This is a genomic window from Streptomyces sp. NPDC029292, from assembly GCF_055569295.1.
Genome location: NZ_JBVHXR010000001.1, coordinates 413,952 through 439,402 on the forward strand (window position 1 = coordinate 413,952; position 25,451 = coordinate 439,402).

The 25,451-nt window shown below is 71.4% G+C and carries 21 protein-coding genes and 1 pseudogene; 6 read left to right on the top strand and 16 right to left on the bottom strand.

The window, feature by feature from the left end; translation table 11 throughout:
* Positions 1-5: 5 nt before the first annotated feature.
* The 12 genes and pseudogenes from ACZ4WS_RS01950 to ACZ4WS_RS02005 form a co-directional block, all read right to left on the bottom strand.
* A complete protein-coding gene (locus tag ACZ4WS_RS01950) occupies positions 6-1,418 on the bottom strand; it encodes a B12-binding domain-containing radical SAM protein (RefSeq protein WP_467976254.1) in 1,413 nt (470 codons plus the stop codon).
* Positions 1,419-1,468: 50 nt separating this feature from the next.
* Positions 1,469-2,371: a LysR family transcriptional regulator gene (locus ACZ4WS_RS01955; RefSeq protein ID WP_467976256.1), complete on the bottom strand. Its 903-nt coding sequence runs from the start codon at positions 2,369-2,371 to the stop codon at positions 1,469-1,471.
* An 18-nt stretch (positions 2,372-2,389) separates the two neighbouring features.
* A complete protein-coding gene (locus ACZ4WS_RS01960; RefSeq protein ID WP_467977134.1) occupies positions 2,390-3,583 on the bottom strand; it encodes a glycine C-acetyltransferase in 1,194 nt (397 codons plus the stop codon).
* Positions 3,584-3,662: 79 nt separating this feature from the next.
* Positions 3,663-4,691, bottom strand: coding sequence for an L-threonine 3-dehydrogenase (tdh, locus tag ACZ4WS_RS01965; protein WP_467976257.1), 1,029 nt, complete (start codon positions 4,689-4,691; stop codon positions 3,663-3,665).
* Positions 4,692-4,838: 147 nt separating this feature from the next.
* Positions 4,839-5,693, bottom strand: a pseudogene (locus ACZ4WS_RS01970) (Gfo/Idh/MocA family protein); the annotation flags it as partial.
* A 52-nt stretch (positions 5,694-5,745) separates the two neighbouring features.
* Complete coding sequence (locus ACZ4WS_RS01975) at positions 5,746-6,336, bottom strand: GAF domain-containing protein (RefSeq protein WP_467976259.1); 591 nt, start codon at positions 6,334-6,336, stop codon at positions 5,746-5,748.
* A gap of 28 nt (positions 6,337-6,364) precedes the next feature.
* Positions 6,365-6,964, bottom strand: coding sequence for a GTP-binding protein (locus tag ACZ4WS_RS01980; protein WP_467976260.1), 600 nt, complete (start codon positions 6,962-6,964; stop codon positions 6,365-6,367).
* Positions 6,942-7,313, bottom strand: a complete 372-nt coding sequence (locus tag ACZ4WS_RS01985; RefSeq protein ID WP_467977136.1) for a DUF742 domain-containing protein — start codon at positions 7,311-7,313, stop codon at positions 6,942-6,944. Before ACZ4WS_RS01985 ends, ACZ4WS_RS01980 begins: the two co-directional genes overlap by 23 nt.
* Before the next feature lie 2 nt (positions 7,314-7,315).
* Positions 7,316-7,750, bottom strand: coding sequence for a roadblock/LC7 domain-containing protein (locus ACZ4WS_RS01990; RefSeq protein WP_467976262.1), 435 nt, complete (start codon positions 7,748-7,750; stop codon positions 7,316-7,318).
* Positions 7,751-7,872: 122 nt separating this feature from the next.
* A complete protein-coding gene (locus tag ACZ4WS_RS01995) occupies positions 7,873-10,137 on the bottom strand; it encodes a sensor histidine kinase (protein ID WP_467976263.1) in 2,265 nt (754 codons plus the stop codon).
* A 349-nt stretch (positions 10,138-10,486) separates the two neighbouring features.
* Positions 10,487-11,704 (bottom strand): MBL fold metallo-hydrolase, encoded by a 1,218-nt coding sequence (locus ACZ4WS_RS02000; protein WP_467976265.1) that lies wholly within the window; start codon positions 11,702-11,704, stop codon positions 10,487-10,489.
* Positions 11,705-12,013: 309 nt separating this feature from the next.
* The gene (locus tag ACZ4WS_RS02005; protein ID WP_467976266.1) at positions 12,014-13,996 is read right to left on the bottom strand and encodes an MFS transporter; all 1,983 of its coding nucleotides are present in this window, start codon (positions 13,994-13,996) and stop codon (positions 12,014-12,016) included.
* Positions 13,997-14,275: 279 nt separating this feature from the next.
* Between ACZ4WS_RS02005 and ACZ4WS_RS02010 the strand changes: the two genes are divergently transcribed.
* Genes ACZ4WS_RS02010 through ACZ4WS_RS02030 form a run of 5 tightly spaced genes read left to right on the top strand, consistent with a single transcriptional unit; the run spans position 14,276 to position 20,778 of the window.
* Positions 14,276-15,433, top strand: a complete 1,158-nt coding sequence (locus ACZ4WS_RS02010) for an acyl-CoA dehydrogenase family protein (protein ID WP_467976267.1) — start codon at positions 14,276-14,278, stop codon at positions 15,431-15,433.
* On the top strand, positions 15,433-17,019 hold the full coding sequence (locus ACZ4WS_RS02015; RefSeq protein WP_467976269.1) for a 5-guanidino-2-oxopentanoate decarboxylase: 1,587 nt from the start codon (positions 15,433-15,435) through the stop codon (positions 17,017-17,019). Before ACZ4WS_RS02010 ends, ACZ4WS_RS02015 begins: the two co-directional genes overlap by 1 nt.
* The gene (locus ACZ4WS_RS02020) at positions 17,016-18,194 is read left to right on the top strand and encodes a glutamate dehydrogenase (protein WP_467976270.1); all 1,179 of its coding nucleotides are present in this window, start codon (positions 17,016-17,018) and stop codon (positions 18,192-18,194) included. The genes ACZ4WS_RS02015 and ACZ4WS_RS02020 overlap by 4 nt, the downstream gene beginning before the upstream one ends.
* Positions 18,191-20,386, top strand: a complete 2,196-nt coding sequence (locus tag ACZ4WS_RS02025; RefSeq protein ID WP_467976272.1) for an acetate--CoA ligase family protein — start codon at positions 18,191-18,193, stop codon at positions 20,384-20,386. The genes ACZ4WS_RS02020 and ACZ4WS_RS02025 overlap by 4 nt, the downstream gene beginning before the upstream one ends.
* Entirely contained in the window at positions 20,356-20,778 is a 423-nt protein-coding gene (locus ACZ4WS_RS02030) for a hypothetical protein (protein WP_467976274.1), read from the top strand. Before ACZ4WS_RS02025 ends, ACZ4WS_RS02030 begins: the two co-directional genes overlap by 31 nt.
* 44 nt (positions 20,779-20,822) lie before the next feature.
* Here the strand turns inward: ACZ4WS_RS02030 and ACZ4WS_RS02035 are convergent, their stop codons facing one another.
* Positions 20,823-22,379 carry an APC family permease gene (locus tag ACZ4WS_RS02035; RefSeq protein ID WP_467976276.1) on the bottom strand — a complete coding sequence of 519 codons (1,557 nt, stop codon included), beginning with the start codon at positions 22,377-22,379 and terminating at the stop codon, positions 20,823-20,825.
* Positions 22,380-22,559: 180 nt separating this feature from the next.
* On the opposite strand from ACZ4WS_RS02035, the gene ACZ4WS_RS02040 reads away from it, so the two are divergent.
* Positions 22,560-23,180, top strand: a complete 621-nt coding sequence (locus tag ACZ4WS_RS02040; RefSeq protein WP_467976277.1) for a TetR/AcrR family transcriptional regulator — start codon at positions 22,560-22,562, stop codon at positions 23,178-23,180.
* 283 nt (positions 23,181-23,463) lie between these two features.
* On the opposite strand, the gene ACZ4WS_RS02045 is transcribed toward ACZ4WS_RS02040, so the two are convergent.
* The 3 genes from ACZ4WS_RS02045 to ACZ4WS_RS02055 all read right to left on the bottom strand — a co-directional run bounded on the left by ACZ4WS_RS02045 (position 23,464) and on the right by ACZ4WS_RS02055 (position 25,231).
* The gene (locus ACZ4WS_RS02045; protein ID WP_467977138.1) at positions 23,464-24,249 is read right to left on the bottom strand and encodes an SGNH/GDSL hydrolase family protein; all 786 of its coding nucleotides are present in this window, start codon (positions 24,247-24,249) and stop codon (positions 23,464-23,466) included.
* Positions 24,250-24,393: 144 nt separating this feature from the next.
* Entirely contained in the window at positions 24,394-25,113 is a 720-nt protein-coding gene (locus ACZ4WS_RS02050; RefSeq protein ID WP_467976279.1) for a DUF6250 domain-containing protein, read from the bottom strand.
* Positions 25,097-25,231: a hypothetical protein gene (locus tag ACZ4WS_RS02055; protein WP_467976280.1), complete on the bottom strand. Its 135-nt coding sequence runs from the start codon at positions 25,229-25,231 to the stop codon at positions 25,097-25,099. The genes ACZ4WS_RS02050 and ACZ4WS_RS02055 overlap by 17 nt, the downstream gene beginning before the upstream one ends.
* Between the last annotated feature and the right edge of the window lie 220 nt (positions 25,232-25,451).

The window sequence follows — 25,451 nt, forward strand, 5'->3', positions numbered from 1 at the left end:
GGATGCTATCCCATATTCGAAACACGCCGGTCGGGTGCGGATCCAGAGCCCCTCCCCCCGAACGCCGCCAACGTCCGCTCCAGCATCGGCAGCGCCCGCACCACCCGCCGTGAGCGGATCAGCACATCCCACGCGGGCTCGAACTTCTTCCAGCCGCCCGCATACGCGAGGTGCCGCAGCCGCTCGTGCGGGCCCGGCTGGGCCGTCGATCCCCGCCAGATGTTGGAGCAGCGGTAGAAGTCGCGGTACGCGCGCCAGTAGCCGTCCTCCAGCTGACGCGGCGTCATACCCCTGGGCCGGTAGACGACATGACGGGTGTCGTACAGGTCCCAGTCGCGGTGGACTATCCGGTCCTCGGCCTCCAGTTGCTTCCACAGGCCGGTCGACGGATACGGCGTCATGATGTGGAAGGTCGCCGTCTCGATGCCCTGCTCGACCGCCCACTCCACCGTGCGGTCGAAGACGTCCGGGCCGTCCTGGTCCAGGCCGAAGACGAAACTGGCGTTGACCATGACGCCGGCGTCGTGCAGGCGTCGTACGGCGGCCGCGTAGTCCGTGCCGATGTTCTGGTTCTTCCTGCGCTCGGCGAGGTTGGCGTCGTTGACGGTCTCGAAGCCGACGAACAGGCTGCGCAGGCCCGCGTCCACGGCCCGCTCCAACAAGCCGGGCTGCAGTACGGACTTCACCGTGCCCGCCGCCTGCCACAGCCGCCCCATGCCGGACATGCCGTCGAACAGGGCTTCCGCGAAGCGCTGGTTGCCCAGCAGATGGTCGTCGAGGAAGTACAGGTGCCGCCCGGGCAGGCGATCGATCTCCGCCAGCGCTTCGTCGACCGCCTGTGTGTAGAAGGACTTGCCTCCTTCGAAGAAGGCGTCCTTGTAGCAGAAGTCGCAGTGGTGCGGGCAACCACGGGACACCACGATCGAGTTGGGCACCAGATAGAGGTGACGTTTGATCAAGTCCCGCCGCACGGGCGGAAGTCCGGCCAGAGTCCGCAGCGTGGAGTCGTAGCGGCGAGCCGGGGCGCCGTCACGGAAGTCCTTGAGGAACAGGGGCCAGATGTCCTCGCCGGGGCCCGTGAAGATCGTGTCGGCGTGGGCCGCCGCCTCCTCCGGGAGCGACGTCACGTGCAGGCCGCCCATGGCCACGTGGACACCGCGGGCGCGGAAGTGGTCGGCTATGTCGTAGCTGCGTCTGGCCGAGGTGATGTACGGCTGGACCACCAGCAGATCAGGGGTCTCCAGAGCCTCCAGGTCGATGCGCTCCACGTGCTCGTCGTAGAGCGTCACCTCGTCGTCCGGGTCCAGATACCCGGCGAGGGTCGCGAGGCCGAGGGGCGGGAAGAGCGAGTACTTGATGGGCCGGAAGAGCGGGCCGGTCGCCTCGGTCAGGGCCGGAAGGATCATCGTCACACGCATGACAACCCAGACTGCGCGCGCCCGGTGAGCGGTTCCGCAGGACGCGGGCGCTAAATCCGTGCCGCCTCTCCCAGTGCCTCCAGCACGGGGCGGATCAAGGGGTGTTCCTCGGCTCCGCGGCGTACGGCCGCGAAGACTCTCCGGGTGGGCGCGATCCCGTCGACGGGGCGTACGACCACGCCCGCGAGGTCCATGCCGCGCAGGGCCGAGCGAGGCACCAGGGCGACGCCCGCGTCGGCCGAGGCGAGGGCGACGACGGCGCGGAAGTCGTCCGAGGAGTGTTCGAGACGGGGCTGGAATCCGGCGTTCTCGCAGGCCAGGACGACCACGTCGTGGCAGGGGTTGCCGGGGTACGGACCGATCCACGGGTCCTTGGCCAGCTCCGCGAGCGGGACCTCGTCGGCGCCGGCCAGGCGGTGAGTGACCGGGACGACCGCGTCGAAGGGCTCGGCGTACAGCGAGACGTGCGTGAGACGCGGGTCGTCCGCGTCCGGGGCGCCCCGGTACTCCACGGCGACCGCGATGTCGACCTGCCGGTCCAGGACCATCGGCAGGCTGGCGTCGCCCTCGGCGTCCTGGACGCGGACATGGATGCCGGGCGCCGTGGCCGAGAGGCGGGCCAGCGCGGGCGCCACGACCAGGCCGATGCCGGTCGCGAAGGAGGCGACGCTGACGGTGCCCGCCGAGCCCGAGCTGTACGCGGCCAATTCCGCCTCGGCGCGCTCCAGTTGGGCGAGGACCGCGTTGGTGTGGCTCAGCAGGATCTCGCCCGCCGGAGTCAGCCGTACGCCGCGAGCACCGCGCTCGACGAGCCGGTGGCCGGTCTCCTGCTCCAGGGCGGTCAGCTGCTGGGAGACGGCCGAGGGCGTGAGATAGAGCGCGGCGGCAGCCGCCGTCACCGTGCGGTGGTCGGCCACCGCACGGAGGATGTGGAGCCGCCGCGCCTCGATCATGTGACCGATTCTCTCAGGTCAGGCACCCAGCTCCGCGCGGGCGGCAACAAAGGCGTCCACCGCCCGGTTCACGTCCTCCGTCGAGTGCCCCGCGGAGAGCTGCACCCGGATACGGGCCTGCCCCTGCGGGACCACCGGGTAGGAGAAGCCGATCACGTACACACCGCGCTCCAGGAGCAGCTCCGCCAGGCGTCCGGCGACGGTCGCGTCGCCGATCATGACGGGGGCGATCGCGTGGTCGCCGGGGAGGATGTCGAAGCCCTCCGCGGTCATCCGGGAGCGGAACAGCGCGGTGTTCTCGGCGAGCCGGACCCGCAGGTCGTCGGCCGACTCCAGCAGGTCGAGCACCTTCAGGGAAGCCGCCGCGATGACCGGGGCGAGGGTGTTCGAGAAGAGGTACGGGCGGGAGCGCTGGCGCAGCAGGGCGACGATCTCGGCGCGGGCGGCGACGTAACCGCCCGAGGCGCCGCCGAGCGCCTTGCCGAGGGTGCCCGTGATGATGTCGACACGGTCCATGACGCCGTGCAGCTCGGGGGTGCCGCGGCCGCCGGGGCCGACGAAGCCGACGGCGTGCGAGTCGTCGACCATGACCATGGCGTCGTAGCGGTCGGCGAGGTCGCAGATCTCCTTCAGGGGCGCGACATAGCCGTCCATCGAGAACACGCCGTCCGTGACGATCAGCCGGCGCCGGGCGTCGGAGGCGTCCTTGAGCTGGGTCTCCAGGTCGGCCATGTCGCGGTTGGCGTACCGGAAGCGGCGGGCCTTGGACAGCCGGATGCCGTCGATGATCGACGCGTGGTTGAGGGCGTCGGAGATGACCGCGTCCTCGGCGCCGAGCAGGGTCTCGAAGACGCCGCCGTTGGCGTCGAAGCAGGAGGAGTAGAGGATCGTGTCCTCCTGGCCGAGGAACGCGGACAGGCGCGCTTCCAGCTCCTTGTGCACCTCCTGCGTACCGCAGATGAAGCGCACGGACGCCATGCCATAGCCCCAGCGGTCGAGGGCCTCGTGGGCGGCGGCGACGACCTCGGGGTGGTCGGCGAGGCCGAGGTAGTTGTTGGCGCAGAAGTTGAGGACCTCGCCGGGGCGGCCGCCCGCGGTGACGTTCACGGTCGCGGACTGCGGGGTGCCGATGACGCGCTCGGGCTTGTGCAGGCCGGCGGCGCGGATCTCGTCGAGGGTGGTGCGAAGGTCGTCGCGTACGGAGTCGAACATCATCAGTTCCTTAGAGGTCTCAAGCGGTCCGGAGAGGTCTCAAGCAGTCCGGGAAGGTCTCAGGCAGTCCCGGGAGGTCTCAGGCAGACCAGTCGAGGATGACCTTGCCGCCGCGGCCGCTCGCCGCGTCGGCGAAGGCCGCCTCGTAGTCGCGGTAGCCGTAGCGGCCGGTGATCACGGGGGCGAGGTCGAGGCCGCCTTCGAGGAGGACCGACATCGCGTACCAGGTCTCGAACATCTCGCGGCCGTAGATGCCCTTGATCGTGATCATGGAGGTGACGATCCGGGACCAGTCGACCGGGAACTCCTGGGCGGGCAGGCCGAGCATCGCGATCCGGCCGCCGTGCGTCATGTTGGCGATCATGTCGCGCATGGCTTCGGGGCGGCCGGACATCTCCAGGCCGATGTCGAAGCCCTCGCGCAGGCCCAGCTCGCGCTGGCCGTCGGCGATCGTCGAGCCCGCGACATTGAGGGCGAGGCTCACGCCGATCTTGCGGGCCAGCTCCAGGCGCTCCTCGCTGACGTCCGTGATGACGACGTTGCGGGCGCCCGCGTGCCGGGCCACGGCGGCGGCCATCAGGCCGATCGGTCCCGCACCGGTGATCAGGACGTCCTCGCCGACCAGCGGGAAGGAGAGGGCCGTGTGCACGGCGTTGCCGAACGGGTCGAAGATCGCGGCGACGTCGAGGTCGACGGGGACGCGGTGCACCCACACATTGGCAGCGGGCAGCACTACGTACTCGGCGAACGCGCCGTCGCGGCCGACACCGAGTCCGACCGTGGCACGGCAGAGGTGGCGTCGCCCGGCCAGACAGTTGCGGCACTTGCCGCACACCAGGTGACCCTCGCCGCTGACGCGGTCGCCGATCTTGATGTCCGCGACGTCACGCCCGGTCTCGACGACCTCGCCGACGAACTCGTGGCCGAGCACGAGGGGCGTCCGGATGGCCTGCTGCGCCCAGCCGTCCCAGGACCGGATGTGCAGGTCGGTGCCGCAGATCCCGGTCCTGAGGACCTTGATCAGTACGTCGCCGGGGCCGGCCTGCGGCTCCGGTACGTCCGTGAGCCAGAGCCCGGGCTCCGCCTTCTCCTTGACCAGCGCCTTCACGCGACGGCTCCTGTGGGTGAGGTTCCCGGAGCAGGGCACGCCGAAGGGAGCCCGTACCGGGGAGAGGGGTGAATTCCCGTAGAAATCTGCCGTACGGCGGTGCCCTTGGTCCATCGAGGTTTTCTTAAGCGCGGCCCCAGCTTTCCTTCACGCCTCCCGGCGGACCTGCCCCCGCTCGAAGTGGGCGAGCAGTTCCGGGGCGAGCGGCGGCACCTCGCGCGGGGTGCCGCCGTCCCGCAGCGACTCCGTGGCACGGACCCCCGCGGCCACCGCCATGCGCGCGGCGACCGGAGAAGTGTCGGTGTGCCCTCCCTCCCGTACGAACCGAAGGAACTCGTCGATCAACAGCGGGTCAGCACCCCCGTGTTCGGTGTCCTCGTAGACGTCCGGCACCGGGTACTCGGCGTCGGCGTGCGAGCGGTGTCCCGAGCGGCGCGCGTTCCACACCTTCACCACTCCCCCGGGCCCGTCGCCGAAGTTCTCCAGTCGGCCCGCGTCACCGATGACGGTGTAGTTGCGCCAGTAGTCGGGGGTGAAGTGGCACTGCTGGTAGGCGGCCAACACCCCGTTGTCGAGGCGCAGGTTGACGAGGGACACGTCCTCGACGTCGATGACCGGATTCAGCGCCCGCTGCGTGTGCGGGGGCCAGTGGCCGTCCTCCGTGTACCAGTCGGCCGTCTTCGGCTCCCCCGGTGCCCGCCGGTGCGGCAGGTCCCCGTACACCATGAGGTCGCCGAGCGCCTGCACCTGCCGGGTGTAACCACCGGCCAGCCAGTGCAGTACGTCGATGTCGTGGGCGCCCTTCTGGAGCAACAGGCCGGTGGTGTACCGGCGTTCGGCATGCCAGTCCTTGAAGAACCAGTCCCCGCCGTGGCCGACGAAATGGCGCACCCACACCGTTTTGACCGTGCCGATGTCGCCGCGCCGGACGATGTCGCGCATCAGCCGGATCACCGGCATGTGGCGCATGTTGTAGCCGACGTACAGCCGGGTGCCCGTCTCGGGCACATCACATACGTCGGACAAACCCAGGGACCGGCTGCCCGGTGCACTGTCAGAACAGCCTGTCCTCCCGTTGTTCGATCTGCTCGACCAACTCGGCCGCCAACGACTTGATGGTCTCCAGACCTGTCTTCCCCCATGGCCGCGGCTCGACGTCGACGACGCAGACCGTGCCGAGGGCGATGCCCGTGCGGTCGATCAGCGGGGCGCCGAGGTAGGAGCGGACGCCGATCTCGTCGACGACGGGATTCCCGGCGAAGCGCGGGTAGTCACGGACGTCCTCCAGGACCAGCGCCCTGCGTCGGACCACCACATGGGGGCAGAAACCGTATTCGCGGGCCATATAGCGGCCCACACCATGCTCGGTGCCGTCCCCGGCATCGACGGCCGATGTCGGGGTGACCGAGCCGGTGCCGTCGGGTGTGTGCAGGCCCGCGAAGAACTGACGCTTCTCGTCGATGAAGTTGACCATCGAGTAGGGCACCGCGGCCACCTCCGCGAGCCGGTCCGCGAAGGCGTCCAAGGCGGGTTCCGGGCGCTCCCCCAGGCCCAGTCGGCGCAGTCGCCGCACCCGGGCCGGGGCGTCCTTGTCCTCAGGGGTCAGCAGCAGTCGACCGGCCGGACGCGGCGGGTCATAACTCATGTACCGGCTCCGTGACTTGGGGCGTACGTCATGTATGGGCTCCGTGGCTGGGGGCGTGGGCCGGCGCGTGGGCGAGGAGGTGGCGGATCAGGGTGAGCAGGGTCTGCACACCGGAGCTGGAGATCCGGGCGTCGCAGCGCACGACGGGGATCGCGGGGTCGAGATCGATGGCCGCGCGCACCTCCTCGGGGTCGTAGCGGTACGAGCCGTCGAACTCGTTGACCGCGACGATGAATCCCAGGCCGCGCTGCTCGAAGAAGTCGACGGCCGCGAAGCAGTCCTCCAGGCGGCGGGTGTCGGCGAGGATCACCGCGCCCAACGCGCCCTCGGAGAGCTCGTCCCACATGAACCAGAACCGTTCCTGTCCGGGCGTGCCGAACAGATAGAGGACGTGTTCCGGATCGAGGGTGATGCGGCCGAAGTCCATCGCCACGGTGGTTTCGACCTTGTTCTCGATGCCGTCGAGATTGTCGGTCGCGGCGCTGACCGTGGTGAGCAGCTCCTCCGTGCTGAGCGGCGCGATCTCGCTCACCGCGCCGACGAAGGTTGTCTTGCCCACCCCGAACCCTCCCGCCACCAGGATCTTCAGTGCGGTGGGGAAGGGGTCAGAGCTGTCGTCGTAGTCCATCGAGCACTGCCTCCAGAAGAGACCGGTCAGTGGGGTTGTGGTGGAAGGACGGGGACTTGGTGGTGAGCGCCCCGCAGTCGACGAGGTCGGACAGCAACACCTTGGTGACCGCCGCCGGCAACTTCAGGTGTGCGGCGATCTCCGCGACCGAGACGGGGGCCCGGCACAGTTCGATTGCCTGGGTGTGCTCGGGGCCGAGATAGCCGAGGGGGGTGGCGCCGGTGGCCATCACCTGCGACAGGAGGTCGAGCGCGGTGGTCGGCCGGGTCCGGCCGTTGCTGACCGTGTAGGGGCGTACAAGGCGTCCGGCCGCATCATCGAGCCAAGGCCCGTCGCCGGCCGCGGCCACGCTCAAGGCCTCAACGCCGAGGGTTCGACGGTGGCCTGCCGGGGCGCGGTCATGAGGTACGGCCGGACACTCTTCACCAGCATCGCCATCTCGTAGCCGAGCACCGCCGCGTCGGCCTCGCGGCCGGCGAGCACGGCGAGACAGGTGCCGGAGCCCGCGGTGGACACGAACAGCAGGGTCGAGTCGAGTTCGACGACGACCTGGCGCACGTCGCCGCCGTCCCCGAACCGGACGCCCGCGCTGCGGCCGAGGGAGTAGAGACCGGAGGCCAGCGCCGCCATGTGGTCGGCGCTGTCCGGGTCGAGGCCGTGGACCGACTTCACGAGCCCGTCGCAGGACAGGAGTACCGCGCTCGTGGTGTGCGGTACGCGCTGTACGAGGCCGCTCATCAGCCAGTCGAGATCGGATACATGGCCGGTCGGCGCATCGCTCGCCATGGTGGATCGACTCCTTGAAGTACGAAGGTCTGTGGGAGCGGAGGAGGTGGAGGTGGAGGTGGAGGTGGGGGTGGTGAGGGGGGTGGTGAGGGGGGTGGTGAGGGGGGTGGTGAGGGGGGTGGTCATCCGGCCGGTGCGCTCCCGTCGTGCCGAGCAGTGAGGTCGTGTCCGGGCGCGGGCGCGGCTTCGCGCGCCCCCTGCGCCTCATGGGGCGCCGGCGCATGCGCCGCGTGCGCGTCGGCTATGTGCGCCGCGCCCGTGGGCGCCCCTGGCGCCCCGGGCGCCCCGTCCCCGGGTGGTCCGTCGATCGGTGCCACGTCCCACGGCCGTACGTCCCTGGGGACGGCGCCGGTGGACGACGTCCCGTCGAGCTGGGCCACCCCATCCCTATGCGGCACATCCATGTGCGGCGCCTCCATGTGCGGTCGCTCCCTGTGCGAGGCCTCCGCGCGGACTGCGTCCATGTGCCCGGCATCCAGGTGATCCCCACCCATGGGATGGTCCGCACCCATGGGGTGGTCCGCACCCGCACGCGGCACGTCCACCCGGACCACCTCCAGGGGCGGCAGCGGATCCGTGTGCACCAGATCCAGCCGCGCCGCATCCATGAGCGATGCCTCCCCGGGGGACGCCTCCCTGGGCGACGCCTCCCTTCGCGCCGTCTCCGCGTGGGCCGCCTCCGCGAGTCCGATCCCCCGCTGGAACGCCGCCATGAGGCCCGGGTCGTGACCGGCGACGTACTCCGTGTCCTGGCGGGGCGAGGGCCCGTCGCGCAGTTGGGGTGCGATGTGTTCCTGGGCGCGTCGCCTGGGCAGTTGGGGCTTGCCCATGGTGCCGCGGACCGCGCCGCCCCGCGGCGTGGGCGGCACGGCCGTGTTCTCCATGGCGGTGCGCCGATCGTCCGGGCGGATGCCGGGCAGGGCCTCTGCGGGGTTGGGCCGCTCCTCATGGCTGCCGCGCACGGGCAGCGGCGCCGGACCACCGCCCGCGACCGGTGCGAGGGGCACACCCGGCGCGACGGGCGGTACCTGGCCCCGCTGCGGCCGGCGTGGCACGGAGGACACCGGACCGCCTCCCGACGACGCGGGTACCGAAACCGCTCGCGCGGCCTGCGGTCTCGCCGGTGGACGCCGCCCCTCGGTCGTCTCCTGGTGCTGCGCCACGTCCCCGGGGGCACCGGGCGTCATACCCAACAGCCCCTGCGGCACGACGAGTACGGCCTGGACACCGCCGTAGATATTGGTCTGCAGCTGGACTTGGATGCCGTGCCGCCGGGCGAGTTGCGAGACCACGAACAGGCCGATGCGCCCGTCCTGGAGCAGGCTGGCGACATTGACCTGGTCGGGGTCGGCGAGCAGGGCGTTCATCTTGTTCTGCTCGCCGAGGGGCATGCCCAGGCCTCGGTCCTCGACCTCGACGGCGAGCCCGGAGGTGACGAGGTTGGCCCGCAGCAGCACTTGGGTGTGCGGGGCCGAGAACACCGTGGCGTTCTCGACGAGTTCGGCCAGCAGGTGGATGACGTCGGCGACGGCGTGCCCGCGCAGGGTGCCGTCGATCGGGGGCACCAGCTTGACCCGCGAGTACTGCTCGACCTCGGCGATCGCGGACCGCAGTACCTCGGTCATGGAGACGGGGTTGCTCCACTGACGGCGCGAGACGGCGCCGCCGAGCACGGCGAGGTTCTCGGCGTGGCGTCGGATGCGGGTGGCGAGATGGTCGACGTGGAAGAGGCCCTTGAGCAGGTCGGGGTCCTCGATCTCGTTCTCCAGCTCGTCGAGGATGGAGATCTCGCGGTGCACCAGGGACTGAAGCCGCCGGGCCAGATTGACGAAGACCTCGACCTTCTGTTCGCTGCCCGCGTGGCTGGAGAGCTGCGCGGCCTGCACGACGGCGGTGACGGCACCGTCGTGGGCGCGGGAGAGGTCGGCAGCCAGCAGTTCGAAGTCGTCGGCGTCCGCGGCGGGTTGGCGGCGCGCCTTGCGTGCGGGCGGGCTCTCGCCACGGCGCAGCCCCTCGACGAGGGTGCGCAGGTCGGCTTCGGTGCGGGCGCTGGTGCGACGCAGGGCGCCGATGCGCTCCCGTACGGACTTGGCGGCTCGGTCGGCGGCCACGGCGGCGATCAGGATGCCCGCGAGGGCCACGCCCACGGCTCCGGCGAGTACGGCCCACAGGATGAGGCCGGGCCGGGCTCCGGTGGAGCGGACGGTGAACAGCACGGCCGCGCAGGCGCTGAGGGCCACCGCGATCGGCGGCAGCACCGCCAGCCGCAGCAGCTGCGGCCGCAGGTGGGTCTCGGGCAGCGAGGGGGCGGTGTGGGCGACCGGTCGCCCGTGCCGCCCGCCCTCACGGCGGTCTGCGCGTGCGGCCGGTGCGCGAAGGTGAGACATCGGAGTCCTCGTACTGGATGCGTCGGGAACGTGGGAGCTCCCGCGGGTCTGCGCGACTCGGGCATGCGCCATCGCGGTGCCGGTCGAGAGAGCCGAAAAATTCGGCCCTGCGTCGCCCGACGGCAACTGACAGTAGTCGCCAACGCATCATGTGCGGTGGGCAGTTGACAAAGTCCCACGGACAGCGTCCCGCTCTGGTATGAGGCGTCGCACGACAGACCGATAACCCTTTCGGACGCGCGTTCCCGTGCGACATCGATCCGATCAGAGCTGGTCAGAAGCGGTCGGGAACAAAACGGCGAGGGCCGGGGAGCGGTTCGCTCCCCGGCCCTCGCCGTCGATCGGAATGTCAGCCCGCGGGCACCGTCTCCGGCTCTCCGGTGTCCTCCGTGGCCCCATCGGCGACGTCACCCGGCGTGTCGGCGGTGACCGGCGCGACGGCGGGCCATCCGCCCTGCGGGGTGACGGCCACACCTCGCCACCAGGGCTCGGACGGGACCGTCTCGGCCGTGGGTTCGAAGGGCTCGCCGGGGTGGGGCAGCGCGATGCGCGCACCGGCCGCGCGCGCGGCGGAGATGGTCCCCTCGCCGGGCTCCGCCCAGGGGTGGGTCGCCAGATTGAACGTCGCCCAGTGGATCGGCAGCATCACTCCGGAGGGCTGCCCGCCCTGGAGGTCCAGGTGGGCGCGCATGCCCTCCTCGGGCGTCATGTGGATGTCGGGCCAGAATTCGCTGTAGGCGCCGATCTGGATCATCGTGGCGTCGAACGGGCCGTGCTCGGCGCCGATGTCCTTGAAGCCCTCGAAATAGCCGGTGTCGCCGCTGTGGTAGATCCGGTGCTCGTCGCCCGCGACGGCCCAGGAGGCCCAGAGCGTGTGCTGCGCGTTGCGCAGACCTCGGCCGCAGAAGTGACGCGCCGGTGTGGCCGTCAGGGAGAGTCCGCCGACCTTCGTCGACTCGTGCCAGTCCAGCTCGCGCACGCGGTCGGCCGAGACACCCCAGTGCTCCAGGTGGGCGCCGACGCCGAGCGGCACCGCGAACACCGTGTCCGTGCCGGCCAGGGCCTTGATGGTGGGCAGGTCGAGGTGGTCGTAGTGATCGTGGGAGATGACGACGACGTCGACCGGGCCGAGCGCGGCCAGCGGCAGGGGCACCGGGTGCAGTCGCTTGGGCCCGACGAAATTGAACGGGGAACAACGCTCGCCCCAGACCGGGTCGAAGAGCACGCGGTGCCCGTCGATCTCGGCGAGCACACTGGAGTGCCCCATCCAGGTGAGCCGCAGCCCGCTCGCCGCGGGCTTGGCGAGGTCGGCGAGCGTCGTGGCATGCACCGGCACCGTGCCCGCCGGGGCCCTGTGGACGCGCTCCTCCTTCTGGAAGTAGACCTTCGCGAACTCGTACATGGAGCCGTCGGGGCGGATCCGGGCACTCTCCGGGTTCTTGAAGACACCGTCCGCGAAGTTCGGCGACCTGCGAATGCGCTCCAGACGCTCACCATCCGGATCCGCGCCGAAGGCGGCGGGCCGCAGCGCGCGGAGCCCGGAGCTCAGGGTACGGAAACCGGTCACGGTGCCTCCAGGTGGCGTCAGTCAGGCTTTCCATTATGGTCGCCCCCTCTGACAGCGCCGGGTCGGCCCTGTCACAGCGGGATGTCAACGACCCCTCGGCCTGTCTCCCCCTCAACCCCACCGCGCACGCGCTTCTTCCGCGCCACGGACGCCCGGCACGGAGGCGCCGCACGGATGCGCACGCCCGCCGCGTGCGACGTGACATCTCCGCGACGGACCGCGATGGGTGCGACGTGCGTCACCGAGAAGGACCGCGCCGGCTGCGACGTGACATCACCAAGACGGCCCGCGCCGGGTGCAACGTCGACGTCACCGAGAAGGATCGCGCCGCTCCCTCAGCGCCTCCTCCACCGCCTCCCCCACCGCGCGCAGAAACTCCGCCCACCACTCGCGGAACCGCGGATCGTCCGGGTCGAGCCCGGTCACCATCCGCGTGATCTGCGGCAGCAGGCGCGGATAGCTGGCCGTGGCGAAGCTCAGCATGCGCAGGAGCTCGGGGTCGAGCCGCTCCCCGAGTACGCCGTCACGCTGGCGGCGTCTGATCTCGCCGACCTGCGCCTGGAGGACCTCGGTCCGCTGTTCCTCGTGCGGGACCGGACCCTTGCCGTAGGCGAGCGCCTCGCGCTGGAGATAGGCGAGCCAGCCGGCGTCCTCCTCTACGTGCCGGTCGAAGTGGTAGGCGAGGAAGTCGCCGTACGCCTCGGGCGCCTCCTGGACGCGCGCCAGCCGCCGCTCCCTGACGTGTCGCAGGACGTCGTCGAAGAGCCGGTCCCCGATCCGGCCGCCGGTCATCAGGAACATGGAGTACGCGAAGCCGCTCGCCCAGCCGGGCAGTCGTTCGATGAGCGCGTTGGACGCCTCTCCCACGGGCGCGGGCAGCTTCGACATCAGCACCGCCGCGACCAGCAGCAGCGCCGCGCACACCGGCAGGACGACGGCGTAGGCGTCCGCGGACGCGGCGGCCGTGCCCGCGTCGCCCAGCACGGTGAAGTAGAGCAGCCCGATCAGCGCGACGCCGAGGACGTTGCCGGTCTGCAGCGTGGTGGTGACCACGCCCGCACCGGACCCGGCTTCACTCGGCGGAACGCCCGCGATCATCGTGCCGACCAGCGGGCTCATGGCGAAGCCCTGCCCGAGCCCGGTGACCAGCAGGGTCGGGGCCAACTGCCAGGCCTCCAGGCCGGATCCGGCCGCCTCGACCGTGGCCGCCGCGCCGAACAGCCCCAGCGCCGCGGTGACCAGACCGAAGGTGAGCACATGCCTGCCCAGCAGGGGTACGAGCCGGGGCGCGGCCAGAGAGGTCAGGAAGAAGCCGACGGCGGCCGGGGTGTAGGTGAGGGCCGCGCGGAGGGGCGAGTAGCCGAGCCCGGACTGCAGGTGTACGGCCAACGTCAGCAGGAATCCGCCGTACGACATCATGAAGAGGGCCGCCACGGGCACGCCGAGCGCGAAGCCGCGGTTGCGGAACAGTTCGACGCGCACGAGGGGCTGCCCGCCGCGCCCGCCCAGGTTCTTCTCGTACGCGACGAAGAACGCGCCCACGGGGAGGGCGGCGACCAGGCAGACCAGGAGCCACGGCGGCCATCCCAGGTCCCGGCCCTCCAGCAGCGGGACGGAGAGCAGCAGCAGGAAGGCGGCGGCGAGTACGACACCGGTGCGGTCCAGCTGGGTGTCCTCGGCGGGCTCGTCGTCCGGCAGCACCCGCCAGGCGGCGAGGGCGGCGACGAGGCCTACGGGGATGTTCACGAGGAAGACCGAGCGCCAGCCCAGTCCGAACATGTCGGCGGCGAGCAGCCCGCCGCCGACGAGCTGTCCCGCGATGGACGCGATCCCGATGACGGCACCGAACGTGCCCAGGGCGCGCCCGCGCCGCTCGCCGGTGAAGGTGACCTGGATGATGGCGAGGACCTGGGGGTACAGCAGCGCACCGCCGGTGCCCTGGAGTGCGCGGGCCGTCACCAGTACCGCGACGCCGGGGGCCGCCCCGCACAGCGCGGAGGCCGCCGAGAAGACCAGCAGCCCGGTGATGAAGAGCCGCTTGCGCCCGTAGAGGTCGCCGAGGCGGCCGCCGGTCACCAGGAGCGCGGCGTACGTGATGGTGTAGGCGGAGATGACGAGCTCGACCCCGCCGTACGAGGTGTGCAGGTCGGAGCGGATCGCCGGGATCGCCACGTTGACGATGGCCACGTCGAGGATGGCCATGAAGCTGCCGAGCAGGACGATCGCGAGGACCAGGCCCTCACGCCCGGCGCCGCTGCGCACCGGGACCTCGGTTGCGGTCCGCGTGGTCACGGCTGCCTCCCCTGATGGCCGGGCCTGGAGCGAGCGCGTGCGGAGTGTAGGCAGCGGGGCGGCCTCGACCGGAAGGGGCTTGGCCCCGCCGTGGCACGGAATTGAGGCTTCCGTGGGGGCGCGTCCGACAGGTCGGACGGGCGGGCGCCCGGCAGCTCTCTACTGATCCATCGTTCAGTACGTTGACAGAGTGAAGGGCTGGTTCCGATACTGACTCAGGGTTCAGTAACAGTCCGATGGCCCGTCGGCCGCGCCCTTCCGTCCCTCCCTGGAGGCACCATGTCCGACCTCCCCACCGAGCTGGTCCCGCTCAGCCCGGAGCAACGCGACATCGTGGAGCTGACGCGCGCCTTCGCGCGGGAGGAGATTCGGCCACGCGCGCGCGAGGTCGACGAGGCGGACGTCGAGACACCGTGGGACCTGTGGCGCAAGGCGGCCAAGGTGGGGATCACCGGCTTCATGCTGCCCGAGGAGTACGGCGGGGGCGGCTTCACCGACGTGTTCACCCAGTGCCTGGTGCAGGAGGAGCTGTGCGTCGGCGACCTCGGCATCGGCAATCTGCTGTGCTCGAACGGCTTCTTCGCCGACCCGGTGCTGGAGCTCGGCAGCGAGGAGCAGAAGCGGGAGTGGCTGACGCCGCTCACGGGTCCCGACACGCCGATGACGGCCCTGGCGACCACCGAGCCGGGCGCGGGCTCCGACGCCGCGTCGATCGTCACCACGGCGCACCGCACCGACGGCGGCTACCGCCTGAACGGCCAGAAGGCGTGGATCTCGAACGCGGGCGAGGCCGGACAGTACGTCGTCTTCGCCAAGACCGACCCCACCCGGCGCTCTCGCGGGGTCACCGCGTTCCTGCTGCGCAAGGACACCGAAGGTGTCTCCTTCGGAGAGCCGATGCGCAAGATGGGGCAGCGCGCCATCGTCTGCCGGGAGGTCTTCCTCGAGAACGCGTACGTCCCCGAGGAGCACCGGCTCGGAGCGGAGGGCGAGGGTTTCCAGGGGCTGATGCGGACCTTCGACATCTCGCGCACGGTGCTGGGCGCGGCCGCGACGGGCGTGGCGCGGGCCGCGTACGAGTACGCGCGCGACTACGCCCGCCGGCGACACCAGTTCGGCAAGCCGATCATCGAGCACCAGGCGGTGGCGTTCCGCCTCGCCGACATGCGCACGCGCGTGGAGCAGGCCCGGCTGATGACCTGGCGGGCCGCGAAGCGCCTCGACGCCGGTCTGAACGCGACCACCGAGGCCGCGATGGCCAAGCTGACGGCCTCGGAGACCGCCGCGTACTGCACCTGGGCGGCCGTCCAGACGCTCGGCGGCTGGGGCTACTCGCGGGAGTTCCCGGTCGAGCGGTGGATGCGCGACGCCAAGCTGGAGGAGATCGAAGAGGGCACCTCGGACATCATGCGGCTCGTCATTTCCCGGGGACTGTGATGGACGAGGTGCTCACCGGCGGGGAAGCCCTCGTCCGCGCCCTGACCGGACATGGCGTGACCCGCGCCTTCGGTATTCCGGGCACCCACAACCTGGACATCTACCGGCACTTGGCGGCGTACGGCATCCGGCATGTGACACCGCGCCACGAACAGGGCGCCGGTTACGCGGCCGACGGGTACGCGCGCGTGACGGGCGATCCGGGTGTGGTGATCACGACGACGGGTCCCGCGCTGCTGAACGCGGCGGCCGCGGTCGGGCAGGCGTACTCGGACAGCGTGCCACTGCTGGTCGTCTCGCCGGGGATGCCACTGCGCCATCCCCGGCTGGCGACGGGGCTGTTGCACGAGATGCGCAGCCAGACCGAGGCCCTGCGGGGCATCGCCGCGTTCAGCCACCGGGTGTCCTCGGTGACTGAGATCGGCGCCGCCGTCGCGCGCGCCTTCACGCTCTTCCGTACGCGCCGCCCGCGCCCGGTGCACATCGAGGTGCCGCTCGATCTGCTGGCGGCGGCCGAGGCCGCTGGACCGATGCGCGTCACGCCGGCCGTCGCGCCCGGGGTGCCGGACGCCGAAGCCGTACGAGCGGCCGCGCGCGCCCTGGAGGGGGCTCGGCGGCCCGCGGTGGTGCTCGGCGGCGGAGCGCGCGGCGCCGCGGCCCCCTGTCTCGCACTCGCCGAGGCGCTGGGCGCGGCCGTCGTCACGACCGCCAACGGCAAGGGGATCGTCCCCGAGACGCATCCGCTGTCGCTCGGGGTCTCGCTGCACAGTGAGTCGGTGCGCAAGTGGCTCACCGGTCGCGATGTCGTCCTAGCCGTGGGTACGGAGCTGGCCGAGTCCGATCTCTGGTCGCGGCCGCCCGCGCTCGACGGCACGCTGATCAGGGTCGACATCGACGCGGACCAGATGTACGCGGGAGCGGCGACGGACATCGCGCTGGTGGGGGACGCGGATGCCTCCCTGAAGGCGCTGCTTTCGGAAATGCGGGACCACGCGCGCGTGGCGGCCGACACGGACGCCGTACGGGCGGCCCGCGACGCCGAGACCGCCGAACGCGACGCCCGCTGGATCCCGTACCTCCGGGCGATCCGCTCCGTCCTCGCCGACGACGCCGTCATCACCTCGGACAGCGCCCAGTGCTGCTACTACGGCGCGCTCCCCCACCTCCCGCTCGGTCCCGCGGGCCGCTATCTTCACCCGACCGGCTTCGGCACGCTCGGTTACGCGCTGCCCGCGGCGATCGGTGCCAAAGTGGCGTGTCCGGATCGTCAGGTGGTGGCGCTCAGCGGAGACGGTGGCCTCCAGTTCACGGTTCAGGAGCTGGCGACCGCGGCACAGCTGCGACTGCCGCTGCCCGTCGTGGTGTTCGACAACGGTGGCTACGCAGAGATCCGCGACGAGATGACGGCCCGCGGCGACAGCCCCACGGCGGTGGATCTCGCTCCGGTCGACCTGCCCGCCCTGGCCCGCGCCTACGGAGGACACGGCACGCGCGCGTGCCACCCGGACGAGCTGGCCGCCGCTCTCACCGAGGCGTTGCGCACGCCCGGCCCCACCCTGATCGTCGTCCCTGAGGAGACCCCATGACCGCCCCCCTGATGACGCTCACCTGGACGGACCATGTCACCGGTCGCCAGGGCTTTCTCGTGGTCGACCGGCTCGTGAGGGGCGTCTCCAGCGGCGGGCTGCGGATGCGGCCCGGCTGCACGCCGGAGGAGGTTGCGGGGCTCGCCCGCGGCATGACGATGAAGGAGGCCCTGCACTACAACCCCGAGGGCCGCTACATCCCGCTGGGTGGCGCCAAGGGCGGCATCGACTGCGATCCCCAGGACCCGGCGGCGTACGGCCTTCTGGTGCGCTATCTGCGCGCCATGCGCCCGTACATCGAGAGCTTCTGGACCACCGGCGAGGATCTCGGCCTCACCCAGGACCTGGTCGACCGGGCCGCCGAGGAGGCCGGGCTCGTCTCGTCCATCCAGGCCGTGTACCCGCTGCTCGACGACGAGGCGACGGCCCGGCGGCGGCTCGCGGACGCGTTCGCGGTCGAGGTGGACGGTATCGGGCTCGACGAACTGGTCGGCGGCTGCGGTGTCGCCGAGTCGGTGCTCGCGGCCCTGGACCGCGCCGGAATGCCGTATGCCGGGACGCGCGTGGCCGTGCAGGGTCTGGGCACCATGGGCGGGGCGACGGCGCGCTTCCTCGCGCGCGCGGGGCTCACGGTCGTGGCCGTCGCCGACATCAAGGGCACGGTCGTGAATCCCGAGGGCCTGGACGTGGAGGCGTTGCTCGCGGCTCGTGACGCGTACGGGACGGTCGACCGCTCGGTGCTGCGCCCGGCCGACCGTGAACTCCCCGGCGACGCCTGGCTGTCCGCCGATGCCGAGGTGCTGGTGCCCGCTGCGGTCTCGTACGCGATCGACACCGCGAACCAGGGACGGATCACAGCCCGTTGGATCGTCGAGGCGGCCAACATGCCCGTGCTGGCGGACGCGGAGGAGCTGCTCGCCGCGCGCGGCGTCACCGTTCTGCCGGATGTGGTGGTCAACTCCGGGACGAACGCCTGGTGGTGGTGGACGCTGTTCGGCGACATCGGCGCCGACGCGGACGAGGCGTTCGCGTACACGCGGCGCTCGATGCGCGCCCTGATCGACCAGATGCTGGCCCGCGCGGAGGCCGACGGGACGACGCCGCGTGCCGCCGCGCACGCCATCGTCGCCGACCGGCTGCCGGTGATCGCGGAACGGTTCGGGTGGTACAGATGACGACAGAGCGGATGACGGCCGAGGCGCCGCTGACCGCCCTGTTCGACCCACGCTCCGTGGCCGTGGTGGGCGCCTCCGACAACCCCGAGAAGTGGGGCTACTGGCTGGCCAAGGGCGCTCTTTCGGGGCGCGGCCGCCGGGCCGTCCATCTGGTGAACCGGCGCGGCGGCAGCGTCGACGGCGTGCCTTTCCGGTCCGGTCTGCATGACCTGCCGGACGCGCCCGAGCATGTCGTCGTCGCGGTGCCGTCCCCGTTCGTACGGCCCGTCGTCACGGAAGGGCTGGCCGCGGGCGCCCGTTGCTTCACGGTGATCACCTCGGGCAGCCGCACGGCCGACGAGCACGCGCTCGCCGAGCTGGTGACCGGCGGCGGGGCGCGGCTTCTCGGCCCCAACTGCATGGGCCTGGTCGACACGACGACGGAACTCCGGCTCAGCTGGGGCGAGTTCCCGGTGGGCGCCGTCGGTCTGGTCTCGCAGAGCGGCAACCTGGCCCTGGAGATAGGCCGCCTCCTCGCGCGCGCGGGACAGGGATTTTCACGCTTCGTCTCCCTGGGGAACCAGCGTGACATCGACGCGGCCGACGCCCTGGACTCCCTGGTCGCCCATGAGCCGACGCGCGTCATCGCCGCGTACATCGAGGACTTCCGCGACGGCCGCCGCCTCGCCCACACCCTCGCCGCCGCCCACGCGGCGGGCAAGCCGGTGCTCCTGCTGACGGTCGGCCGAAGCCCCGCCTCCACAGGCGCCGCCGCCTCCCACACCGGCGCCCTGGTCAGTCCGTACGCCACGGTCGCCGCCGTGTGCCGGGAGGCGGGGGCGCTGTTGCTGGACTCGGCGGGTGAACTGGTGGACACGGCTGTGTGTCTGCTGTCCGCCCCCGCTTCACGCTCAGGCGCGGGCTCCTACCGCGTCGCCGTGGTCGGTGACAGCGGCGGCCAGGGCGCCCTCGCCGCCGACGCGTTCGCTGTCCGCGGCCTCGACGTGCCGGAGCTGTCCTCCCGTACGGCGGACGAGGTCGCGGCGGTGCTGCCGCCCGGGGCCGGGTGCCACAACCCCGTCGGCCTCGCGGGCGCGGGCGAGGCCGATCTCGGCAACTACGCGCGCGTGGCCCGCACCCTGCTCCTCAGCGAGGAAGCCGACGCCGTCGTACTGACCGGGTACTTCGGGGACTACGCGAGCGCCAACCCGGCCCAGACCGTGCGGGAGTGCGAGGTCGCGGGTGAACTCGCCGACGCCTCGGCCGAGTCGGGCCGCGCTCTCCTCGTGCACACCATGGCCCGCGACACCCCCGCCCTCGCCGTACTGCGCCGGCGCGGCATCCCCGTGTACGAGCGCATCGATCAGGCGGCGACGGCACTCTCCCAAGTCGCACGCCTCGCCGCACCGTCTTTGGCCCCGGCGGCGCACAGGGCTCCGCGGTCGGCCTCGTACCGCATACCCGACGGCTCCTACGAGACCGTCCGCGAGCTGCTCTCCTCCTACGGACTCACCTTCCCGGCGGCCCGGTTCATCACGACCGTCGACGAGGCCGTGGACGCCGCTCACGCCGTCGGCTACCCCCTGGTGCTCAAGGCCATGGGCCTGGCCCACAAGACCGAGGCGGGCGGAGTGGCACTGCGCATCTCCGACGCGGACGCCCTGAGGGCCGCGTTCCGCCGTATGCGGGTCGCCACCGGCGCGGAGCGCTACGCGGTGGAGGCCATGGTGACGCCTCCGTACGCCCATGAGCTGATCGTCGGCGTACGCCGGGACCCTGCCTTCGGTCCGGTCGCCATGGTCGGCCTGGGTGGGGTCACCGCGGAGCTGCGCGCCGACACGGTGCTCGCCCTCGCGCCGTTGGACGAGGCACGCGCGCGTGCCCTGCTCTCCGAGCTCCGGCACGCGCCCCTGCTGACCGGCTGGCGCGGCGCGCCGCCCGTCCGGCTGGAAGCCGTGGCTCGCGCCGTGTGCGCCGTTGCGCGTGCCGCCGCCGAGCACCCCGAACTCGCCGAGCTGGAGGTCAACCCGCTGCTCGTGCACCCCGGCGGAGCGGTCGCCCTGGACGCGCACGGGGTGCCGGCCCAGCCCGGCCATTCCCTGCGGGGAATTGAGGCGCGAGGCGGGCCGCAGCAGAGTCGGTGGCGTCAGAAAACGCTCAGCCGACCCGCACGAGGAGCACCATGCCCGCCGACATCGACGCACAGGACTTGATCGAGCGCTACATAGGCGTCTGGAACGAGCCCGACCCCGAGATCCGCCGCAAGACCGTCCACGCACTGTGGGCGGAGGACGGCCTGCACATCCTGCGGCCTCCCCAGGAGATGCACGAGACGGCGGTGGGCCTCGGCTTCACCACCGCCGTCCTGGAGGCCCGGGGCCACGACGAGCTGCACGCGCGCGTGACACGCGCCTACGAGGAGTTCGTGACCCCGGGGACGTACGTGTTCAGGGTCCAGGAGGCTGCCCGGCAGCTGCGGGATGTGATCACGTTCCGCTGGGAGTCCTTCCACACGGAAGAGGGACGCGTGACGGGCGGCGGCCTGGAGTTCCTCGTCCTCGGTGAGGACGGCCGGATCGCGGCGGACTACCAGTTCGTCGACTGACCCACGCGCGCGGGGCGTGGCGGCCCGGCCAGCCCTTGTCCCGGCTAGCCCTTGTCCCGCCGGGTCCGCGCGCCCGCGGCGTAGAAGACGAGCCCGATGCCCACGAACAGCGCCAGCGGCACCACTTGGCTCAGTGTGTACTGCAGCCGCTGCCCGGCGAAGGACGCGGGCAGCGAGTCCGCGGCGCTGCCCGCCGTGCCGAACCAGCCGACGCCGAAGCCGGGCCAGATCAGCACCACCACCGTGAAGGCGACGAACACGGTGGCCAGCGCGCTCACCAGCCGTACGCCGAAGCGTCCGCCCGGCACGGAGTACGGCCGGGGCACGGACGGGTACGTGCGGCGCAGCACCGCGAGGCTCGGGAAGGTGATGACGTACGAGATGAAGGTGGTGCAGATGGTCAGGCCGAGGCCCGCCGCGAAGTACTTCTCACCGTCGCCGCCGCTGAGGTTGAGGGCGACCACGAAGAGGAGGGAGGCGAGGACGGCGGAGAGCAGGTTCACCCGGACCGGGGTGCCGTGTTTCTCGGAGATGTGCCCGAGCCAGGCCGGTCCGGCCCCGTCCGCGCAGGCCACCGCCTGGGCACGGTGGGCGCCCATCGCCCAGGTGACGCCGGACGTGAGCAGACCGACGATGAGCCCGGCCGCGGCGACGCCGCCGAAGACCGCGCCCGCCCCGGTGAGGGTGACCGTGCCGTCCGCGGCGATCGATCCTCCGTAGACGGTGAAGACGGCCTTGCAGGCGTCGATGAACCCGCCGAGGCTGCCGATCCGTTCACCCGGCAGCACGAAGAGGATGCCGAGGATGGGGCCGCCGTAGAGCAACAGGGCGGCGAGCCCCGAGCGCAGGATCGACAGCGGTATGTCGCGCCGCGGGTTCCTCATCTCCTCCGCCGCCGAGCTGGGCAGTTCGAAGCCGACGTAGTTGAAGATCAGGACGGGGACGAGCGCGACGAAGCCCGCGTACGTGGGTGCGAAGTCGCCGGCGGGCAGCGCGTGGACGCCGTGCCGGGCCGCGTACACGACGACCGAGACGAGGAAGAAGCCGAGCAGTACGATCCGGGCCACGGCTCCGGCGATCGGCACCCACTTGCCGATCCGCACCGACTGGACGACGGCGAGGGCCCCGCCCCAGATGAACAGCAGCCCGGCCGTGTACTTCCAGGCGCCCGGCAGCGGGGTGAAGAACTCCTCCCAGGTCGTCAGCGCGATGATGCACAGACTGCCGCCGACCCAGACCGGGTTGGAGATCCAGTACAGGAGCTGGTTGACGCCGGCCGTCAGCCGTCCGAAGGCGAGGCGCGTCCAGACGTACGGGCCGCCCTGGACCGGGAAGGCGGAGCCGAGCTCGGCGACGAGCAGGCCGTACGGCAGGAAGAAGACCAGCGCGAGGATCGCCATCCAGGTCAGGCCCTGCGGCCCCTGGGCGGCGACCGAGCCGATCGTGTCGAGGCCGACGAGGGTGCAGATCAGGAAGAACAGCACATCGAGCCGGCGCAGATCCCTGCGCAGCCGGGAGCGCTGCTCGCCCCAGCCCTCGGAGAGGTCGGGGGCGCCGGGCGGCTCGGGAAGGGGCTTCGGGGTGCTCGGTGCTTGGGTCACGGGCGGACTCCTGCGGCGGTACGGGGACGTACGGACGGGGCACACATCGCCTGGAACACACTCCTACTAACTGAATGAACAGTCAGTAGTGGCCGTACTGTGGTCCCTGGCTCGCGGCACTGTCAAGGGGGCGTCAACGCCTGTCGTGCCGGTGTCACAGCGGCTGTGTAGGGTTGCCGCGTGGCGAGAGTGCGGTTGAGCGTGGCGGAGCGGCGTGAGGAGTTGCTGCGGGCCGCCGTCGAGCAGATCGAGGCCCGGGGCGTGGCGGCGGTGCGGATCGCCGACGTGGCCTCGACCCTCGGGGTGAGCAACGCACTGGTGCTGTATCACTTCTCGACGAAGGAGAAGCTGGTCGCCGCCGCGTTCACCTACGCCGCCGAGGACGATCTCGCCCATCTGCGCAAGCTGCTCGGCCGTCGTACGTCGGCGGTGCGGCGACTGCGGACCGCCGTGCGCTGGTACGCGCCGACCGGGCAGGCCAAGGGATGGCGGCTGTGGATCGAGGGCTGGGCGGCCGCGCTGCGCGAGCCCGCGCTGCGGGAGGTCACGCGTGATCTCGACAAGCAGTGGAAGGCCGCGATCACCGAGGTGATCGCGGAGGGAGTGGCCGCGGGCGAGTTCCGCTGCCCGGATCCCACGGGCGCCGCCCTGCGGCTCACGGCACTGCTGGACGGGCTGGCCGTGCAGATGACGGCGTACGCCGGTGCGGTGTCGCGTGCGCGGACCCATGACTGGGTGGACGAGGCGCTCGCGCGGGAACTGGGGCTCGAGCGGGAGGCGTTGATGGCGGCGGTGCGCTGAGGAGCGTGCCGCGGGATGCGAATGCCGCGTTCCTCGACACCTTGGCCGGGTACGACGTCGGGCAGGGCGTCCGCTGCCATGGGGCACCGCGATTCTCCGCACGGCAAGAGCCGCCGCCCGCCAGCCCGTTGCACCCGTCACGCCCGGCGGGACGCCGGGGCGGTTCGCGGTCGCACCAGCACCGCCGTCCGCGCCCCGCCCCGCGCCACTCCGCGCCGTCACCTCACCGGTCGAGCCCAGCAGGCGTGGGATCTCGAGCGGGCTCAGGGCCGAATGCGGTGGCTCAGGCCACCGACTCGATCCGCATCTTGATGTCGTCCGGGGACAGGGCCCCCTTGGCCGCCACATGGTCTCCCGACGACTCCCCGCGCAACCGCCGCCCGATCCACGGGACGAGGTACTCGCGCGCCCAGTGGATGTCGTCGCGCCGGACCTCGAGCGTGCCGCGAGGCGGCAGTGGCGGCCAGGGCTGGTCCGGGTCGGCGGGTACTTCGAGGCCGAGGACCTGGCCGGCGCGGAGCGCGACCCGGGTGTGGCCCTCGGGCGACAGGTGCAGGCGGTCGCCGTCCCACGCGCGGCGGTCCTGGATCGTCTTCAGGGACCACAGGTCGAGGACGGGACAGCCGTACCGGTCGGCGATGGCCCGTACGTGTCCGTTGTACGTGGCGATCTTGCCGCGCAGATGCTTCAGCACGGGCATGCCACGGGTGTCGAAGCCGGTCGTCACCATGACGGTGCCGACAGCGGAGGTGAGTTCGGCCACCGCAAGCTCGAAGCGCTCGGCGACCTCGTCGGGGTCGGTACCCGGCCGGAGGATGTCATTGCCGCCCGCGCAGAAGGAGACCAGGTCCGGCGCGAGCTCCTTGGCCCGCTGGAGCTGGTCCTCGACGACCTGGTCGAGCAGTTTGCCGCGTACGGCGAGATTGGTGTAGTTGAAGTCGCCCTCGGGCCGCCGGTCCGCGAGAAGTACCGCGAACCGGTCGGCCCAGCCGACAAAGGCCCCGTCAGGACCGGCATCGCCGACGCCCTCGGTGAAGCTGTCCCCCACCGCCACGTACGACCCGATCACTGATCTGTTGTCACTCTTCGAATCGTCTGCCACATCGGCCCATGATTCACCTTTCGATGTGAGCTACGCGACCGTAGGAAGGGGTTGACGGATGGTGAGATAAGCCACTCGTCAAGTATTGGTCAACTCGGAATAAGCTCCTGATCAGGAGCGTTGACTCAGCCGCCACACCCGGAAGTCGTGGATCCGGAAGTGACTCCACGTCGTACGGAACGCGAAGTGCCCGCTGGTGTACGGCTCCGGGTCGCTGTAGTCGAAGACCAACTGCCCCTTGTTCCACCATTGCACGACGGAACCGTCCGAGACGATCCTGACGTGGTTCGGCTCGTTCGCGACGAGCAGCGGCTGCGTGTAGTCGTAGACCAGCGGACGGACGCCCGCCTCTCCCACGTACCGGCGCAGCCGTGTGGTGGTGTTGGAGTTGGCGCCGTATCCGACGTAGTACGTCTTGAGGTAGTCGTACTCCGCGAGGGCGCCGCCCCGTGCCGTGGCGAAGAGGTCGTCCGGGGAGCGGACGTCGACGGCGTTCCAGAAGTTGTTCAGGTCGGAGACCCGGTCGTTGGCGCCGCCCTCGGAGACGGGTGTGGCGGTGTACTCGATGACGTACGGCCCTTCGAGCTTCCGCTTGAACCAGACCGTCGCGCCGCTCGGTACGTCGATCTCCAGGACGCCGCGTGAGGCGGTGACCGTACCGCCGTCCTGGAGTTCGGTGACCCATTGGCCGAGTCCGTGCCGGAAGTCGTCGGCGGCGATCAGCCGTCCGCGGCGGTGGCGCGGCGAGGCGCTCGCGGCCCGCGCCGGCACGAGCGCGGCCAGCGCGGCACCGGCGGCCAGGGCGCCGAAGGTTCTACGACTGGTCGTCATGGGAGGTGTCTCCTTCGGTGGCGGTACGACGGGTCGTGGTGATCGCGGGCTTCGGGACGCGTCGGGTCTCGGTGCCGAGGTAGTAGTCCGCGTAGGTCGACTGGAGGTAGCCCCGCACGGTCCAGCCGAGGCGGTACTCGGGGTTCTGGGCGAGCGGCCGTTTCCGGAGGGGACGGCGACCAGACCGCGGTCCGGGTTCTCCACCACGCGGCGCGTGGGCGGTCCGACGGCCTGCGAGGGCGCGGCGGCGGTGACCGCGCCGAGTCTTCGGGGTCTCACGTTCGGTGTCGCCTCCGGCCGAGTCAGCGGCGGCGGCGCTGCGGGACAGCGCCCAGGAG